The following is a 17,093-nucleotide window of genomic DNA, read 5'->3' as shown; positions in this document are numbered from 1 at the left end:
TCCTTTGTATTATCATTGTAGTACAAGTTGTTTTTTAGGGAGGAGGATCCTATTGACAAATATCATACATCAGATATTAGATTTTTTTGCATCATTAGGATATTTAGGGGTTGCATTAGGATTAATGATTGAAGTTATTCCGAGTGAAATCGTTTTAGCCTATGCTGGTTATCTTGTAGCTGGAGGGCATATAAATTTTGTTGGAGCAGTGGTAGCAGGAGTAATAGGGGGAACTATTGCACAATTATTTTTATATTGGTTAGGTTATTTTGGTGGTCGACCAATTATTGAAAAATATGGTAAATATATTTTAATTAATAAGCATCACCTTGATTTAGCTGAAAAATGGTTTTCGAAATATGGTGTAGGAGTCGTATTTACGGCACGTTTTATTCCAATTGTAAGACATGCTATATCGATTCCAGCAGGACTTGCAAAGATGCCAATAGGCAAATTTAGTCTTTATACAGTAATTGCGATCATTCCATGGTCAATCCTTTTTGTATTAATAGGTGAGAAACTAGGTAAAAACTGGGAAACAGCTAAGGAAGTATTGACTCCATATACTCCAATGATTGCAGTCATAGCAGCTGCGTTATTAGTTGTGTACTTTTTAATAAAAAAGTTAGTTTCAAAAAATAGAAATTTAAAATAAAAATGATTTGTTTTGCGTGATATTACATATAATATGATAAATTTCAATTGGAAGGATGATTTTTATGTATTCTATGTCGTATGATGTATTAAAATCTGATATTTTAAATACTCTTACAAATGTTCAAAATCAATTAAATTCGGAAGATTATTCCGTACATACAAAAGAACAGCTTCAGAGCCAATTGGAAGTTTATCAATATGTTGATGAATTAAGTGATATGCATTATTTTTATAAAAGTGGATATTAAAAACTGGGTCACTATAAGTGGCCTTTTTCTTTATTTATGAATAGTATAAATGCTTACTAAAATAGCAGCTGAAAGCGCTTGTTTATTAGAATTTAGACTTTCTTTTTAATAAAGGTTGAAACATATAAAAATGTTTCGTATGCTATTATTGTGTAGGTTTTGTTTTAGAATTAGAGGTGAATTAAGATGCTAAATTTTTATGTTTCAGATGCACAAGGAAAACTAAATCAAGTCGACGTAATCGAAAAAGGTTGCTGGATCAATGCAATCAATCCAACAGAGCAAGAAATTCAATATCTAGTTCAAAAGCTTGACTTAGATTTAGATTTTATTAAAGACCCACTTGATGATGAAGAGCGTTCAAGGATAGAGGTCGAAGGGGAACACACTCTAATAATTGTTGATATTCCAATTGTAGCTCATGATGATAATGGGCATACGATTTTTGATACAATACCAATCGGGATGATTATTTCGTCTAGTACGTTTGTTACAATCTGTTTAAGTGAAAATCCAATTTTTGAAAGATTTATTTACCAAAAAGTAAAAGGCTTTTTTACTTTTAAAAAGACGAGATTTGCACTTCAACTGTTGCATACAACATCAACCTATTATTTACGATATCTTAAACAAATTAATCGCAAAACTAATGAAATTGAAGCTGAATTACATCAATCAACACGAAATCAAGAATTGTTCACAATGCTGAACCTTGAAAAAAGTTTAGTTTATTTTACTACTTCACTAAAATCGAATAAAATCGTCATGCAAAAGATTCTTAAAGGGAATATTTTAAAAATGTATGAAGATGATGAAGATCTATTAGAAGATGTAATTATTGAAAATAAACAAGCAATAGAAATGGCAGAGGTTTATAGCAATATCCTAAGTGGGATGATGAACACATTTGCTTCAGTTATTTCAAATAATTTAAATATTGTAATGAAATTTTTAACTTCTATTACAATTATTTTATCCATTCCAACAATGGTATCAAGTTTTTATGGAATGAACGTTGATAACATACCATTATCCAAAATACCACATGCGTTTCCAATCGTAATTGGTATTTCTGCGATATTATCAACAACTATTGCACTAATATTTTGGAAAAAAAGGTACTTTTAACTCACAAAGCCGCCGGTCATTCGGAGGTTTTGTGAGTTTTCATTTTTAAAAGTACAATGGGAGAGAGAATATGATTACGAATATGAATTTTTACCATTCATTCTTACAAATGAATACGATATTTATTTCGATTGTAGTCGAAGCACTACCATTCATTTTAATCGGAGTATTTATTTCTGGGATTATTCAAATTTTTATTACTGAAGAAATGTTATATAAAATAATACCGAAGAATAGATATTTAGCAGTTTTAGTTGCTATTTTACTAGGATTTATTTTCCCAGGTTGTGAGTGTGGAATCGTACCAATCGTAAGTAGATTAATTAAAAAAGGCGTTCCTCACTATGTAGCTGTAGCATTTATGTTAACAGGTCCAATTATTAATCCAATTGTACTGTTTGCTACATTTATTGCTTTTGGTAATAGTATTCAAATGGTTATTTATCGCGCTGGGGCTGCAATGATTGTTGCTTATATTATTGGGATTGTATTATCATATTTGAAAATTGATAATCCATTAAAAAATAATTTAGTGACAATTCCTGTAGACAATTCAGTACCGGTTAAAAAGAAATTATGGAGCGTTTGTGTACATGCTATTGAAGAATTTTTCTCGATGGGTAAATTCTTAATTTTAGGTGCTTTTATTGCCGCTTTTGTACAAACATTTATACCTACTGCTACTTTAATGCATATTGGTAATGGACAAGTAGCTAGTATTCTAGTAATGATGGCATTAGCGTTTATCTTATCACTATGTTCTGAAGCTGATGCATTTGTTGCATCTTCGTTTCTAAGTACGTTTTCGTTAAACTCCATCGTCGCATTTATGGTTGTTGGTCCAATGATCGATATAAAAAATACATTAATGTTATTCCAACATTTCAAAAGTCGTTATGTATTAATTATTATTGGATTAGTAATTTCTTTAACATTTATCACTACACTATTAATTTAAGGGAGAATCGATATGGCAAGAGCATATGTACTTTTAGGATTTACCTTCTTTTTAATGCAATTGCATATTAAGGGTACGATCTCAAAATATATTAATATGAAATACTCTTATTTATCTCTGACAGCTGGGATATTATTTGCTTTTCTAACGATCATACAAGTTATTCATGTTTTAAGGACTAGTCGTGATGAAGGTGAAAACCATGACCACGACCATGATCATGACCACAGCCACTCTCATGATCATCAATGTGATCATACTTGTGTGCATGGGCATGTTCATAAAGAAGCAAAAGGCTTTAAAAAGTTGTTAAATGGATTAGTCTTTATTTTCCCATTATTTACAGGTATTTTCTTACCTGTTGCAACTTTAGATTCGACAATTGTTCACGCAAAGGGCTTCCATTTTCCTGTTTCTGAACCAGGTAATAATGATCCATTTATGGAAAGACAATATTTAAAACCTGATTTAAGTATTTATTATGGACAAGAAGGCTATCAACAATTAATTAAACAAGAATCAAAAGAATATATTAATAAACAAAGTATCGTTTTGAATGATTATGACTTTCTTAAAGGAATGGAAGTTTTATATGATGAGCCTGGAAAGTATTTAGGAAAACAACTAACTTATAAAGGTTTTATTTATCATGAAAAAAGCTTAAATAAAAATCAAGTTTTCTTATTTAGGTTTGGAATCATTCACTGTGTCGCTGATTCAGGTGTATATGGATTGCTTATTAACTTACCTGATAATCAAAAGTTTAAAAATGATCAGTGGATTGAAGTTACAGGTAATATACAACAAATGTACTATCAACCATTTAAAGTTAATATTCCTTATGTAGAAGCGACCAAAATTAAGGAGATTCAACCACCAAAAGATGAATATGTTTATCGTAATAAATAAAATGAGCCCAAGTGGCTCATTTTTTTTACATTTTTGGTTAAATAACTAAACAATTCATTCAAAAACAATGATTCTAAAAATTTCACTTACCGAAAATAGAAAAATAATTTAAAAAACTTGTTTATATCTAGACATGTACACATTCAATATCTAAATTTTTACGTATGTTATAAATGTACAATAAATAATTATAGAGGTGTTTTTAAATGTGGGGATTTTGTGGTTGCAATCGTAGAGAAGAGAGAGAAGAAGTATCTCCAGTGAGAGATATGAGAGAGTTTGTTGAAGTTCGTAGACCATGTTGTGAATGCAAAGAAGATGACAGAGTAATGGAAGTAAGAATGGAAGAAATGAAAGAAGTTGAACCTGCTATGAATGAGCGCAAAGGCTGTGGATGCAGAAAAAATAGAAGAAGATCAAACAACAATTCTATGGTATCACCTGCAGAAAGCTCATTCTGTCAAAGACAATTAGACGCTGCTAGAAATGGTTGCGTTGTAAATCCGTTAACTAACTTCAGTCGTTGTAGATAGTTTAAGATTTAGAAACTTACTTGTTAAATAAATATACGAACTTTTTTCTAGGAGGTGTCTATTAAGACATCTCTTTTTTATTTTCAATTATAAAAAGCGAGCAAACTAGGGTCGAAGCCAACAAATGTATTCATTTATATTAATAGTTCTAATTTATAATAATGAATTAATAAATTTTCAATTCTATTTTATAGGGCTTGTACATACGTTTTATTAGAGGTGATTCGATGAGACAATCTATTTATATTAAATCTATTAATCTTAAACGTGTGACGGCAAGTGTCTTCGTAGGCATTGTCTTATTATTTTTGTTGGCAAGTTTATTTGTAACATCAATGAAAAATACAAAATCATACTATATTCATCAATGGTTCGAAAAAATGAGTTATGAAGGATTTATTAAAGCATTTGAGTACGAAAACGGTCACTTTAAGTTAGGTAACGAATCGAAAAAAGATGGACAACCTATCACGAATATTCTTTTTTCGTTTATTACAAATATTAGACTGTATGACCCAAAAAGTTTATTAGTACATGAAATATCTAGTATGACAAAATTTGAAAATAATATTTTAGTTGCCGGTGAAGGCATTGATTTTACAAATCTACCAATCGAATCGAGTTTAACATTGGCAGAAATTAACCAAAATCCAAATGTTAAAGATCCAGTAAATGAGCCAATTAAAAATCCAGCAAATCCACCATCAAAAACGACAAATGGAAAAGATGTATTTTTTATTTACCACACGCATAGTTGGGAATCCTTTTTACCTTTAATTCCTGGTGCGAAGGAACCTAATCAAGCATCATCTCCGAAAGTAAATGTAAGCTTATTAGGTGAGCGGTTGAAGAATAATTTAGAAGCAAATGGAATCGGTGCAATTGATGATAAAACGAATATTGGAGCTGAATTAACGAAAAGACATTGGGATTGGGGAAAATCATATAAAATGTCAAGACTGGTTGTAGAAAATGCGCTTTCACAAGATAAGGATTTAAATTATCTAATTGACATTCATCGTGATGATCAAAGGGGTAAAGTGACAACTACCGAGATAGATGGTCAAAAATATGCAAAGCTATACTTTATTGTCGGTGTAGAAAACAAAAATTATCAAAAGAATTTAGCTTTAGCAAAAGATTTAAATAGTGAAATCATGAAATTTAACAAAGGATTAACACGCGGAATTTATAGTAAAAACTATAAGCAAGGAAATGGAGTATACAACCAAGACTTATCTCCTAACTCGATTTTAATAGAGGTCGGTGGAGTTGATAATACATTACCTGAACTATATCGAACAATTGACTTACTTTCAGATATTTTAAGCAAATACTACTGGGATCATCAGTAAAAGTAAGGGAGCGGCTAATAGAGGGTGTCCTATGGGGCATCCTCATTTTTCTATTTATAGAGTAGTTACAAAAATCGAAGTGCAGTTAAAAAGCCTGAGCTATACAAATAAAGCAGTGAAATGGGCAAATAAGGAATTAGAAACTGCAAATAAAGATCTAAGTGCAAATAAAATTAGTAAAACTGCAATTAATTTCCCAGAAAACTCAAATTAGATCGGCTAATAATTATACCGGTTAGGGTAACTCGCGATTAATAATAACTATATTAAAATGGAAAATTCATAAGTTTGCTCTAAATCGTTCTATACTCACTAAAAAAGTGGGGGAATCTACCGAAAAACAAGAAATGGAGATCATAAAATCAATCCTCCTTGAAAAAAACCACTATAATACACACCAATTTAATCTAAACAAAGTTTCTTGAATTCAAATAGTGGGTGGCGGCTATTTGTCTGTTACGATGACTGTTAGTTAGCTCACTTTTTTTATCCTATCCCATCGATAACATATCCTTCATTAAATTGTAAAGAATACATAGTAAATAGATTTTTAATCGTAGATGGAGGGATCGATATGAAGAGAGGGTTTATTGTCATTTTATTAACGTGTTTAATTGTAGCCTCGAAACCGGCTAGTTCGTTTGCAGTTCAGAATGAAGTATTAGAGGATGCAGTATTATCAATCTTATTTCCTAGTATTAATAGTCGTTTATATAAAATTTTTGGTCCAGGTGAACAATATAATTGTGCGGCAATCACGAATATAAAAAAGAAATATAATGGTACATACGTATTTGAAGCAACTATTCAACTTGTTGCATATAAACAAAATCAACAGCCGCCTTACACTCTAGTTAAATTTAATTTTACAAATGATAATGGTGAGTGGAATATTCGTTCTGTTACGCAAGAACCAATTCAAACAAAAACAACTTCTATATGTAGACCTCCTGTTTAACGAAGTTAAAAGGATGAAAAAGTGATATTTTGGTAAAAAATGTAAAACTATATTAGGTAAAAAGAATGAAATTTATCATTTTAGATGATAAAATTAGTATAAAATATGATATGATAAAGAAAAAATTTAAAGGTGGCAATATCGTTGGCGGGAATTGATTCAATAAAGGAGATTATCTATATATATGGTGATAAGCATAATCATTGCTTTATAACATCTGGAATAAATTATAAAGAGTTTGTTCAAGGACTTCCTTTTCCACTTCAAAACATTCTTTTGCTAAAACACGATATTCAATGGTCTGATTTTAATTTAAATTCCTCTTTTTATTATGTAGAAAGAGAGGATATTAATAAATTTATAATGGAACATGACGAGCATGATGATCTTTGTTGGATTGATTTTGAAGAATTAGCAGATTTGGACGAATTAGAGCCTAAAGAAATAGCAGAATTACTTTATCTTGCTCACAAAAAAGAACCATTACAAAAACCATTTATACCTAGACTAAATAATTCTTTTGCATACATGAATATAAGTGACGGAATGTACCAAAAGGTCTATTATAAACGAATTAATGATTTTATCTTTATGCTTTGTAATGTTATATCTTATAAAATTACTCAACTTCAGAGACGAAGTATAAATATATTTAATCGTTCAAAACAAATTAATCCAATCAATATTAAATTAATGTTGACCTTATATCCGTTAATGGAAGATGGATTAATTATTGATTTGAGTGAGCGTGTTGAAAATAGAAAAGTGATCGAGATCCCAATTTTCCGTGTGGATTTTTATTCTGGTGTAGATGAAGTTTTAGAAAATGTAGAAGATTATCGTGAACTGACAAATCATATAGCAAATTTAAGTTATTCGAAGAAAGATGATGAATGGACAGTGGTTGAAGTTTAAAGGATCTTATTCTGTAAACAATATTGATAATTGTTGGATTGTATAAACGAAAATCATATCATTTATCGCAAGTATTCTTTAAGGTCCTTTCAAGTTACTCTTGAAATTCCAAAAGTTTGAAAGGACCTTAAAGGTCTTTTTTTTTGCTTTTTAAATCTATTGTTAAAGAATCGCACTTAAGACAATTAATAAATTATAAAAAATAGTGACAATTACCGAAAATAAACCAAAACCAATTGCTGTATAACCTAAAGTGGAGTGACCTTTTGTTACACTGTAAATACCTATAGCAATTCCAATGATCCCAAACAGTACAGGCATTAAAAATAACGAAAATAGTGAAAAAAATAAAGCTACGTATCCAATTACAATTCCAGTTGCATGAGATTTATCTGAAGTCGTGTCTGTATAAAAAACATCCCTCGTCGGATAAAACTCTGCACTATATTCTTCGTTGTGATCATTGTCATCATTAGGTAAATTGTGATTGCGTTTTTGTTCATTATGCTTTCTATGACGATACATAAATTAACACTCCTTTCTTTTAATGCCTTACCTATAGTATGTGACTAAGAATTACGATGATAAGTAGTAAGTATTAGTAATTTTTGAAAGAAATGAATAAAGAATTTCGAATATTAGAAAATGAATTTAAAGTAAAATTATGCTATAATTTTTGGTATAAAGAATGCAATTGGAGATGAGTGAATGAGTCAAGTGAAGTCAGATTTAGAAATTGCTTTTGAATCAAAAATGAAAAAAATTACAGAAATCGCAGATGATTTGAACTTATTTGAAGAAGATGTAGAAAATTATGGTCATTATAAAGCAAAATTATCATTATCAGTACTTGACCGATTAAATAAAAATGAAGATGGAAAATTAATCTTAGTCACTTCAATAAATCCTACTCCTGCTGGTGAAGGGAAATCAACGGTGACTGTTGGACTTGCTCAAGCGTTTCACCAAATTGGCAAAAATGCAATTGTTGCATTGCGCGAACCTTCTTTAGGTCCAACAATGGGAGTTAAAGGTGGAGCTACTGGAGGAGGCTATTCTCAAGTTTTACCTATGGATGATATTAATTTGCATTTTAACGGTGATATCCATGCGATTACAACTGCCAATAATGCATTAGCAGCATTTATTGATAATCATATCCATCAAGGAAATGATTTGGAAATTGATGTGCGTAGAATCACTTGGAAGCGTGTAGTTGATTTAAATGATCGTGCTTTAAGAAATGTCATTGTAGGTTTAGGTGGACCTTCTGGTGGTGTACCTAGAGAAGATGGATTTGATATTACTGTTGCTTCAGAAATCATGGCTGTACTTTGTTTAGCGTCATCAATTCAAGATTTAAAAGAAAGACTTAAACGAATTGTAGTGGGCTATTCTATACATAAAACACCGGTAACTGTAGGAGACTTAAAAGTAGAAGGAGCTCTTACATTATTGCTTAAAGATGCAATTAAGCCGAATCTTGTTCAAACGATTGAACACACTCCAGCAATTATACATGGTGGACCGTTTGCAAATATTGCTCATGGATGCAATAGTGTAATTGCCACTAAAATGGCGATGAAATTAGGCGATTTTGTAGTAACAGAAGCTGGTTTTGGTGCAGATTTAGGTGCAGAAAAGTTTTTAAATATTAAAACTAGAGCATTAGGAGTTACACCTGATGCAGTTGTAATTGTTGCTACAATTAGAGCATTAAAAATGCACGGTGGAGTAAATAAAAATGAATTAGCGAATGAAAATTCATTAGCCGTTAAGGATGGCATTAAAAACCTTGAGAAGCATGTAGAAACAGTTTCTAAATTTAATGTACCTGTTGTAGTTGCAATTAATAAATTTATTACCGATTCTGAAGACGAAATAAGTGTATTAAAACAATGGGGACAAGATAATGGTATTACAATCGTGTTAACTGAAGTTTGGGAACACGGGGGTAAAGGCGGCGTAGAGCTAGCTGAATCTCTTGTTAATATATTAAAAAATCCTAAAGCAAAGTTTAACTATTTATATGAATTAACAGACAGCATTGAAAATAAAATAGAAAAAATTGCAAAAGAAGTTTATGGTGCAGATGGAGTGAATTTTTCACCTAAAGCAAAAAAACAGATTTTAGAATTTAATGAAAATGGATGGAATCAACTACCAATTTGTATGGCTAAATCTCAATATTCACTATCAGATCAACCAAGTTTAGTAGGTCGTCCAACTGGCTTCAAAGTAGAAATTAGAGAGCTAAAAGCATCAATCGGTGCCGGATTTATTGTTGCGCTTACAGGAAACGTAATGACGATGCCTGGGCTACCTAAAAAACCAGCAGCATTAAATATGGATGTAGATGAACAAGGGCGTCCAAAAGGTTTATTCTAATAATTATTTTTTGAAAAATATACTCGCATTCAATGCGAGTTTTTTCAATATGAGTGAGATAAAATATAGTATTAAATTATAACTATGAGTAATTATGTAATGTAAATAATAGGGGGAGATGCTAAATTGATCAAATTAGCTAAATATTTAAAATCATTTAGTACAAGTTTAATATTAGCCATTTTATTTTTATTTGGTCAGGCTATGTGTGATTTGAACTTACCTAACTATATGTCTGAAATCGTAAACAATGGAATACAGCAAAATGGAATATTACATGTTGCTCCAGATGCAATAAGTCAAAAAGGTTTAAAACTAATGACAACCTTTATGACAGCAAATGAAAAGGAAATGGTTTATAAAAATTATAACTTGAAATCTGCAACAGATAAAAACTCCGACGGTAAAACCTATAAAAGTATTTACAAAAATGCAGAAAATAACTTATATATCAAAAACGAAACGAATGAAAACATTGATAAAAAACTCGATCGTACATTTGGGACATCTACGTGGACACTTTTTAATATCATACAGGAAGGATCGAGTGGGAAAGTCAAACATACAAAGAACAGTTCACCTGGGAAATCAACTAAAATTGATTTGACGAAACTATATCAATTACAACCAATGTTTGATAAGTTGAATCAAAATACGATAATAAATGCTCATAATAAGGCAGTTTCATCAGATAAAAGCTTACTAACCCAAAGTGGAATCATGATGACAAAAGCATTTTATACTGAATTAGGTGTGAATTTACATAAAATTGGAAGCTTATACATAATTAAAATTGGTTTGATCATGATTGCAATTGCTTTACTTGGTGGATTAGCTACAGTTTTAGTAAGCTTTCTATCTTCTCGAATTGCATCAGGCGTTGCAAGAAACTTACGTAAAGACGTATTTAAAAAAATTGAGAGCTTTTCAAACAAAGAGTTTGATAAATTCTCAACTGCATCACTAATTACAAGGTGCACAAATGATGTGATGCAAATACAAACTTTACTAATGATGGGTATTCGAATGATTTGTTATGCACCAATTATGGGAATTGGCGGAATTATTATGGCAATAAATAAGTCTGCTTCAATGAGTTGGATTATTGCCTTAGCTGTTATTGTCCTACTATGTTTAATAATGATTATAATGACAGTCGCAATTCCTAGATTTAAATTAATTCAAAAATTGATTGATAAGTTAAATCTGGTTTCAAGAGAAAACTTAACTGGCTTAATGGTAATTAGAGCGTTTGGGAATTCCTTGCATGAAAAAAAGCGATTCCAAGAAGTTAACACTGATTTAACGAAAACGAACTTGTTTGTAAATAGAGTTATGTCATTAATGATGCCTTCAATGATGTTGATTATGAATGGTTCATCTTTATTAATTATTTGGGTTGGAGCTCATCAAATTGCAAAATCTAATATGCAAGTTGGTGACATGATGGCATTTATGCAATATTCAATGCAAATTATTACAGCATTTTTAATGATTTCGATCATGTTTATTCTTGTACCTAGAGCAGCTGTTTCTGCTAGTAGAATATCAGAGGTACTTTCTACAGAAGTATCCATAGTCGACCCGGAAAACGAAAAGGATTTTGATTCTAACAAGCATGGATATATTGAGTTTAAAAATGTTGATTTTCGTTATGAAGGCGCAGAGAATGATGTGCTAAGTGATATTTCCTTTATCGCAAAACCAGGTCAAACAACTGCGATTATTGGACCAACTGGGTCAGGCAAAACAACGATCGCAAATTTAATATTACGCTTTTATGATGTAACGAAAGGACAAATCTTAATTGATGGTGTAGATGTTCGGGAAATTAAGCAAGAAAATTTACGATCTAAACTTGGTTATGTACCTCAAAAGGGGCTATTACTAACTGGGACAATTGCTACGAATTTGAAATATGGTAATAAAAATATTTCAGATGAAGAGATGGAAAGAGTTGCTCAAATTGCTCAAGCTAGCGAATTTATTTCTAAAAAAGAAGGTCAATTTAATGGCGAGATTTCTCAAGGCGGAGACAATGTTTCAGGTGGTCAAAAGCAAAGAATTTCAATCGCTCGAGCTTTAGCAAAAAAGCCTGAAATTCTAATTTTTGATGATAGTTTCTCAGCACTTGATTTTAAAACCGATTTAGCCTTAAGAAAGGCACTAAATGAAAATATAAGTAATAGTACAATGATTGTCATTGCTCAACGAGTTAGTACAATTATGAATGCCGAACACATAATTGTTGTAGATAGTGGCAAAATCGTCGGTAAAGGTACACATAAAGAACTACTAAAAAGTTGCCCTGAATACTTAGAAATTGCTTCATCGCAGTTGTCCAAGGAGGAATTAGCATGAGCAATTCTAATAAAAATACTTTTCAAAATCAGAGCGGTGGACGTGGGCCTGGACAAATGTTTGGAAGAAATATTCCTATGGCTGGTCAAAAAGCTAAAGACTTTAAAGGTTCAATGGCTAAATTGATGAGTTATATTGGGGTCTATAAAAGTAAAATCTTTTTCATATTTATTTTGGCGATTCTTTCAACTTTTTTTACAATTTTAGGTCCAAAAATACTTGGGAAAGCAACCGATCAAATTTTTACTGGCGTAATGAAACAAATCAGTGGTACTGGCCATGTTGACTTTGGGAAAATTAGTGTCATTGGTTTGTGGTTAATCGGATTATATGTATTAAGCTCTATTTTTGCATACTTACAAGGTTATGTAATGAGCGGTGTTACTGCAAAAGTAACTTTTAAGCTAAGAAGTGATATAAATGACAAAGTTCATAAATTGCCTTTAAGCTATTTTGATAAGACTAATCATGGTGAAGTTCTTTCAAGAATTACAAATGATGTCGATACAATTAATCAAACATTAAACCAAAGTTTAACACAAATTATTACATCGATTACTTCTATAATTGGGATCTCAATTATGATGATTTCAATTAGTTGGAAACTTACAATAGTTGCGCTATGTATATTACCACTTTCAATGGTCTTTGTTATGATGATTGTTAAAAAGTCTCAAAAGCATTTTATTAACCAGCAAAGATTTTTAGGGAAAGTTAATGGTCATGTAGAAGAAATGTTAGGTAATCATGTTTTAGTTAAGGCGTTTAGTGGTGAAGAGGAATCGACAAAAACATTTGGTCAGTATAATGATGAACTGTATAAATCAGCATGGAGAGCTAATTTCCTATCTGGTCTGATGATTCCAATTACAGCTTTTATTGGAAATATCGGTTATGTTGCTATTTGTATATTAGGCGGTTATTTTACAGCGAACGGCTCAATGACAGTTGGTGGTATTCAAGCTTTTATTCAATATGTAAGATCATTTACACAGCCGATCTCACAAATCGCAAATATTTCAAATATCCTTCAGCAAACTGCAGCGGCAGCAGAAAGAGTATTTGAATTTTTACAAGAAGTAGAAGAAGTACCTGAAGAGACAAATGCGATTTCAATAAAGGAAAATGAAGTCAACAGCCAAGTTCGATTTAATCATGTTGCTTTTGGTTATACACCAGATAAAACGATTATTCATGATTTTAATTTAATTGTAGAACCTGGGCAGAAAATTGCCATTGTTGGACCAACTGGAGCAGGTAAATCAACAATCGTTAATTTATTAATGCGTTTTTATGATGTTAATAGTGGAGAAATCTCAATTGGTGGTCATGACATAAAGAAATACAAACGAGATGAACTAAGATCATTATTTGGAATGGTTCTTCAGGATACATGGTTATTTAATGGGACCATTTCCGAAAATATCCGATTTGGAAAACTTGAAGCAAGTGATGAAGATGTTAAAAATGCATCGATTTCTGCTCAAGCTGATCACTTTATTCGTGCTTTACCGGACGGCTATAATATGAAACTAAACGAAGAAGCGAATAATATTTCACAAGGTCAAAAGCAATTATTAACAATTGCTAGAGCAATTTTGGCAGACCCTGAAATATTAATTTTAGATGAAGCAACGAGTAGTGTTGATACTAGAACTGAAGCTTTAATACAAAAGGCAATGGATAATCTGATGAAGGGAAGAACAAGTTTTGTAATTGCCCATCGGTTATCGACGATTCGAAATGCAGATTTAATCCTTTGTATGAAGGACGGAGATATTGTTGAACAAGGTACTCATGACGAGTTAATGGAAAAAGAAGGCTTCTATGCAAATCTTTATAATAGTCAATTCGAAATAATAAGTTAAAAATTATGTCCGATAAAATTAAATCAAGTTGATTTTATCGGATTATTTTTGTTTGTAAAATTTAAAATAAAAGGAGAAAGTTTTATGTTTGATCCAACTGCTTTTGACAATATGAAGGTTATATTAGAAGGGCTTATTTATGATAAAGATTTAGATGGTGATTATGAAATAATTGATCGGAATGATTATGTTAATCTTTCAAAAATGGATCGACTGTTCTCAATCCAATATAAAAAATTAAGTAAGCTGTCCTATACAACAAGTTGTAAAATTACGATGAGTACTACGGCAAGTGATTTATTTAATGAATTAATCAATGGAAATACTGATGTAGGATGTTTTATAGAATTTGAATTTTTCCTACCTAAAACAATGGAAATTGAAATTATTCAAAGAAGTCTCCTTTTATTTCAAAATAAAACAAATGAACAATATACGCCGTTTTATAACATTAAACAATCCATTTTAGACAAAAATAAGATTGAATCATCTGTAAACATAAAATTTAAGGCAAAAATGACTGAAGATGACTTTGATAAGATAGAAGAATTGGTACATATAGCAGAAATAATGTTACAATGGTACGATGAGCAAACATTAAAGGAGATTTAAATGGAACATTTTCAATTACTAGAACAAACAATATTAAAAATAAAAGCAAATAATATTACGAAATGGACAGCAGTTCAAGAGGAAGCAATCCCAGCTATTTTAGAGGGAAATGATGTGATCGCACAATCTCCGACTGGTACTGGTAAGACGCTTGCGTATGTTTTACCGTTGATTAATAAAATCGATGAAAAAGAAGAAAGCCCACAGGTTGTAATAATGGCCCCGACCCGGGAGCTTGTTATGCAAATTTTTCAAGTTGTACAAGACTATACACAAAATACAAATATTAAGACTGCTTCTATAGTTGGAGGAGCAGACGTTAAACGTCAAATCGAAAAATTAAAACAAAAACCAAAAATTATTGTTGGTTCACCTGGACGAATCTCCCAATTAATTAAACAAAAAAAATTAAAAATGCATTGTGTTAAAACAATCGTATTTGATGAAGTTGATGAACTAATTAAAACGGATGATCAAAAAGACTTACCACAAATTGTCAAAGCTACAATGAAAGATCGCCAGCTGTTATTTTTATCTGCAACAATCACTCCTGGGGCAATGAAATTTGCAAAGGAAACAAGTTCAAATTTAAAAGAAATATCGATTGAACAAAGCTTAGAGGGTAATATCATCCATGGCTTTATTCCATGTGAAGAAAGAGAAAAATTAGAACTACTTAGAAGAATTGGTTCTGTTCAAAATATGAAAGCACTTGTATTTAGTAATGAGCCATTTAAACTTGAAGGTTTCGCATCTAAATTAAACTTTAGAGGAGTTAAAACAGCGGTTCTTCATTCGAAACTAGGGAAAATGGAAAGAAGCCGAGTTTTAAAAGACCTTCAAACTGGTAAAATCACTTTGCTATTTTCAACAGATGTAGCAGCGCGTGGTATTGATTTACAAGATTTACCATACGTCATTACACTTGATGTGCCAGAAAAAGTTGAACAGTATACTCATCGAAGTGGTCGTGTCGGAAGAATGGGTAAACAAGGTACTGTTATTAACTTAACAACACCTCGTGAGAAAAAGCATTTATTTACCCTAAGAGGAACTCAAAAATTGTATTTTGAACAACTAATGGTATCGCATGGTGAAGTACAAAAATACGTAATGAAAGAGAACTCAACTGACGAAAAAAGAACGAAACCTACTTCAAATCCAATTAAAAAAGCTGATTCAAGTAAAAAGAAACCAGTGAAAAAATTTAAAAAATAAATAAAAAACTTCAGCCTTTTAGCTGAAGTTTTTTTATTTATTCATTTCGATCCATTGCTAGTACTAATCCCATAGCTGAAACTTCTAGATCCAGTTTTATGATCTGGAAAACAGGATGACTCTCATTTATATTTTTATTTTGAAGATCTTGTTTTACTTCTTTAAATAATGAATCCGATAAAATCTTACTTTTCTCATAAAAAGGTTTCTCTTTATTTTCTTCAATCGTAGATGTAGTTAGGTCTATAAAACGATCTAAATATACTTTTAAAGACTCATAAACGAATTTTGTATCTCTAGTTAATCCATAATGACCGAAGCAAATAGCTTCCGGCTTAAATGATTGAATTTTTCTAGATGAATTAAGTGTTGCTTCATATGAAAACTGATTAGGAGATGTCGATGGTAAAATAAAAGTACCTATTTCCTGTTGAAGCTGTGGATAATAGATCCCTAGTGTATCACCTGTATACATAAATTTACTAGTAGAATCAAAAATTGAAATATGGTGATTAGCATGACCAGGAGTAAATAAAAATGTTAGTTTACGGTTATTACCAATAACAAGCTCCTCGCCATCCTCTACTTGATAAATTTGAGAAGATTTAATTGGAAGAATTGGATTAAATAATCGATCAAAATCTTCTCCATATACTTGTTTTGCACTTGCAATTAATTTTGTTGGATCTTCCAAATGTCTTGCACCTTTAGGATGTACATAAAGCGTTGCATTAGGGCATTTTTCCATCAATACACCAGCGCCACCTGAGTGATCCAAATGAATATGTGTCACGATTACATTTTTAATCTTGTCAAATGAAATTTGTAACTCTTTTAACCCTGCCACTAAATGCTCATGAGAAGGAGTTGCACTAGTTTCAATGATTGTAATATCTTCATCTAAAATAACATAGCAACCTGTTCGTTCCGGAAATGATAAATCATATAAATCAATTAAATATGTATTAAATCCTAAATCTTGCAT

At 31.1% G+C, this 17,093-nt stretch carries 17 protein-coding genes; 15 read left to right on the top strand and 2 right to left on the bottom strand.

Going from position 1 to position 17,093, the window contains the following annotated elements; genetic code table 11:
* Positions 1-46: 46 nt before the first annotated feature.
* From uptA to CN601_RS22840, 10 genes are all read left to right on the top strand, one after another.
* Positions 47-655 carry an undecaprenyl phosphate transporter UptA gene (gene uptA, locus CN601_RS22885; RefSeq protein ID WP_257131796.1) on the top strand — a complete coding sequence of 203 codons (609 nt, stop codon included), beginning with the start codon at positions 47-49 and terminating at the stop codon, positions 653-655.
* A 64-nt stretch (positions 656-719) separates the two neighbouring features.
* Positions 720-905 (top strand): hypothetical protein, encoded by a 186-nt coding sequence (locus CN601_RS22880; RefSeq protein ID WP_098121659.1) that lies wholly within the window; start codon positions 720-722, stop codon positions 903-905.
* Positions 906-1,091: 186 nt separating this feature from the next.
* Positions 1,092-2,033, top strand: coding sequence for a magnesium transporter CorA family protein (locus CN601_RS22875; protein WP_098121658.1), 942 nt, complete (start codon positions 1,092-1,094; stop codon positions 2,031-2,033).
* Positions 2,034-2,115: 82 nt separating this feature from the next.
* Positions 2,116-2,991, top strand: coding sequence for a permease (locus CN601_RS22870; protein ID WP_098121667.1), 876 nt, complete (start codon positions 2,116-2,118; stop codon positions 2,989-2,991).
* Between the two features lie 12 nt (positions 2,992-3,003).
* The gene (locus CN601_RS22865) at positions 3,004-3,900 is read left to right on the top strand and encodes a TIGR03943 family putative permease subunit (protein ID WP_098121657.1); all 897 of its coding nucleotides are present in this window, start codon (positions 3,004-3,006) and stop codon (positions 3,898-3,900) included.
* A gap of 206 nt (positions 3,901-4,106) precedes the next feature.
* Positions 4,107-4,433, top strand: a complete 327-nt coding sequence (locus tag CN601_RS22860; protein WP_098121656.1) for a hypothetical protein — start codon at positions 4,107-4,109, stop codon at positions 4,431-4,433.
* Between the two features lie 227 nt (positions 4,434-4,660).
* Positions 4,661-5,788 carry a stage II sporulation protein P gene (spoIIP, locus tag CN601_RS22855; RefSeq protein WP_098121655.1) on the top strand — a complete coding sequence of 376 codons (1,128 nt, stop codon included), beginning with the start codon at positions 4,661-4,663 and terminating at the stop codon, positions 5,786-5,788.
* Positions 5,789-5,819: 31 nt separating this feature from the next.
* Positions 5,820-6,002, top strand: a complete 183-nt coding sequence (locus tag CN601_RS22850) for a hypothetical protein (RefSeq protein WP_098172420.1) — start codon at positions 5,820-5,822, stop codon at positions 6,000-6,002.
* 360 nt (positions 6,003-6,362) lie between these two features.
* Positions 6,363-6,746 (top strand): DUF3888 domain-containing protein, encoded by a 384-nt coding sequence (locus tag CN601_RS22845; protein ID WP_098121654.1) that lies wholly within the window; start codon positions 6,363-6,365, stop codon positions 6,744-6,746.
* Positions 6,747-6,890: 144 nt separating this feature from the next.
* On the top strand, positions 6,891-7,661 hold the full coding sequence (locus CN601_RS22840; protein WP_257131793.1) for an oxalate:formate antiporter: 771 nt from the start codon (positions 6,891-6,893) through the stop codon (positions 7,659-7,661).
* Positions 7,662-7,823: 162 nt separating this feature from the next.
* On the opposite strand, the gene CN601_RS22835 is transcribed toward CN601_RS22840, so the two are convergent.
* Positions 7,824-8,186: a permease gene (locus CN601_RS22835; RefSeq protein ID WP_098121653.1), complete on the bottom strand. Its 363-nt coding sequence runs from the start codon at positions 8,184-8,186 to the stop codon at positions 7,824-7,826.
* Between the two features lie 183 nt (positions 8,187-8,369).
* On the opposite strand from CN601_RS22835, the gene CN601_RS22830 reads away from it, so the two are divergent.
* The 5 genes from CN601_RS22830 to CN601_RS22810 all read left to right on the top strand — a co-directional run bounded on the left by CN601_RS22830 (position 8,370) and on the right by CN601_RS22810 (position 16,108).
* Positions 8,370-10,049, top strand: a complete 1,680-nt coding sequence (locus tag CN601_RS22830; protein ID WP_098172419.1) for a formate--tetrahydrofolate ligase — start codon at positions 8,370-8,372, stop codon at positions 10,047-10,049.
* A 126-nt stretch (positions 10,050-10,175) separates the two neighbouring features.
* Positions 10,176-12,410, top strand: a complete 2,235-nt coding sequence (locus CN601_RS22825; protein ID WP_098172418.1) for an ABC transporter ATP-binding protein — start codon at positions 10,176-10,178, stop codon at positions 12,408-12,410.
* A complete protein-coding gene (locus CN601_RS22820) occupies positions 12,407-14,278 on the top strand; it encodes an ABC transporter ATP-binding protein (protein ID WP_098172417.1) in 1,872 nt (623 codons plus the stop codon). The genes CN601_RS22825 and CN601_RS22820 overlap by 4 nt, the downstream gene beginning before the upstream one ends.
* 84 nt (positions 14,279-14,362) lie before the next feature.
* Positions 14,363-14,890 (top strand): hypothetical protein, encoded by a 528-nt coding sequence (locus CN601_RS22815; protein ID WP_098172416.1) that lies wholly within the window; start codon positions 14,363-14,365, stop codon positions 14,888-14,890.
* Positions 14,891-16,108, top strand: coding sequence for a DEAD/DEAH box helicase (locus CN601_RS22810; protein ID WP_098172415.1), 1,218 nt, complete (start codon positions 14,891-14,893; stop codon positions 16,106-16,108).
* Positions 16,109-16,145: 37 nt separating this feature from the next.
* On the opposite strand, the gene CN601_RS22805 is transcribed toward CN601_RS22810, so the two are convergent.
* On the bottom strand, positions 16,146-17,093 hold the full coding sequence (locus CN601_RS22805; RefSeq protein ID WP_098172414.1) for an MBL fold metallo-hydrolase: 948 nt from the start codon (positions 17,091-17,093) through the stop codon (positions 16,146-16,148).

The sequence above is a fragment of the Bacillus sp. AFS017336 genome (genome assembly GCF_002555445.1).
In the GTDB taxonomy this organism is placed as follows: Bacteria; Bacillota; Bacilli; order Bacillales; family Bacillaceae_G; genus Gottfriedia.
The sequence above is the reverse complement of the archived record's forward strand: the minus strand, read 5'-3'. Positions and strand labels throughout refer to the sequence as shown.

Bases quoted from the DNA above. Each gene is read 5' to 3' on its own strand.
- CN601_RS22880 (WP_098121659.1), top strand. From the start codon at position 720: ATGTATTCTATGTCGTATGATGTATTAAAATCTGATATTTTAAATACT.
- CN601_RS22875 (WP_098121658.1), top strand. From the start codon at position 1,092: ATGCTAAATTTTTATGTTTCAGATGCACAAGGAAAACTAAATCAAGTC.
- CN601_RS22870 (WP_098121667.1), top strand. From the start codon at position 2,116: ATGAATTTTTACCATTCATTCTTACAAATGAATACGATATTTATTTCG.
- CN601_RS22865 (WP_098121657.1), top strand. From the start codon at position 3,004: ATGGCAAGAGCATATGTACTTTTAGGATTTACCTTCTTTTTAATGCAA.
- CN601_RS22860 (WP_098121656.1), top strand. From the start codon at position 4,107: ATGTGGGGATTTTGTGGTTGCAATCGTAGAGAAGAGAGAGAAGAAGTA.
- spoIIP (WP_098121655.1), top strand. From the start codon at position 4,661: ATGAGACAATCTATTTATATTAAATCTATTAATCTTAAACGTGTGACG.
- CN601_RS22850 (WP_098172420.1), top strand. From the start codon at position 5,820: ATGGGGCATCCTCATTTTTCTATTTATAGAGTAGTTACAAAAATCGAA.
- CN601_RS22845 (WP_098121654.1), top strand. From the start codon at position 6,363: ATGAAGAGAGGGTTTATTGTCATTTTATTAACGTGTTTAATTGTAGCC.
- CN601_RS22835 (WP_098121653.1), bottom strand. From the start codon at position 8,186: ATGTATCGTCATAGAAAGCATAATGAACAAAAACGCAATCACAATTTA.
- CN601_RS22830 (WP_098172419.1), top strand. From the start codon at position 8,370: ATGAGTCAAGTGAAGTCAGATTTAGAAATTGCTTTTGAATCAAAAATG.
- CN601_RS22820 (WP_098172417.1), top strand. From the start codon at position 12,407: ATGAGCAATTCTAATAAAAATACTTTTCAAAATCAGAGCGGTGGACGT.
- CN601_RS22815 (WP_098172416.1), top strand. From the start codon at position 14,363: ATGTTTGATCCAACTGCTTTTGACAATATGAAGGTTATATTAGAAGGG.
- CN601_RS22810 (WP_098172415.1), top strand. From the start codon at position 14,891: ATGGAACATTTTCAATTACTAGAACAAACAATATTAAAAATAAAAGCA.
- CN601_RS22805 (WP_098172414.1), bottom strand. From the start codon at position 17,093: ATGCAAGATTTAGGATTTAATACATATTTAATTGATTTATATGATTTA.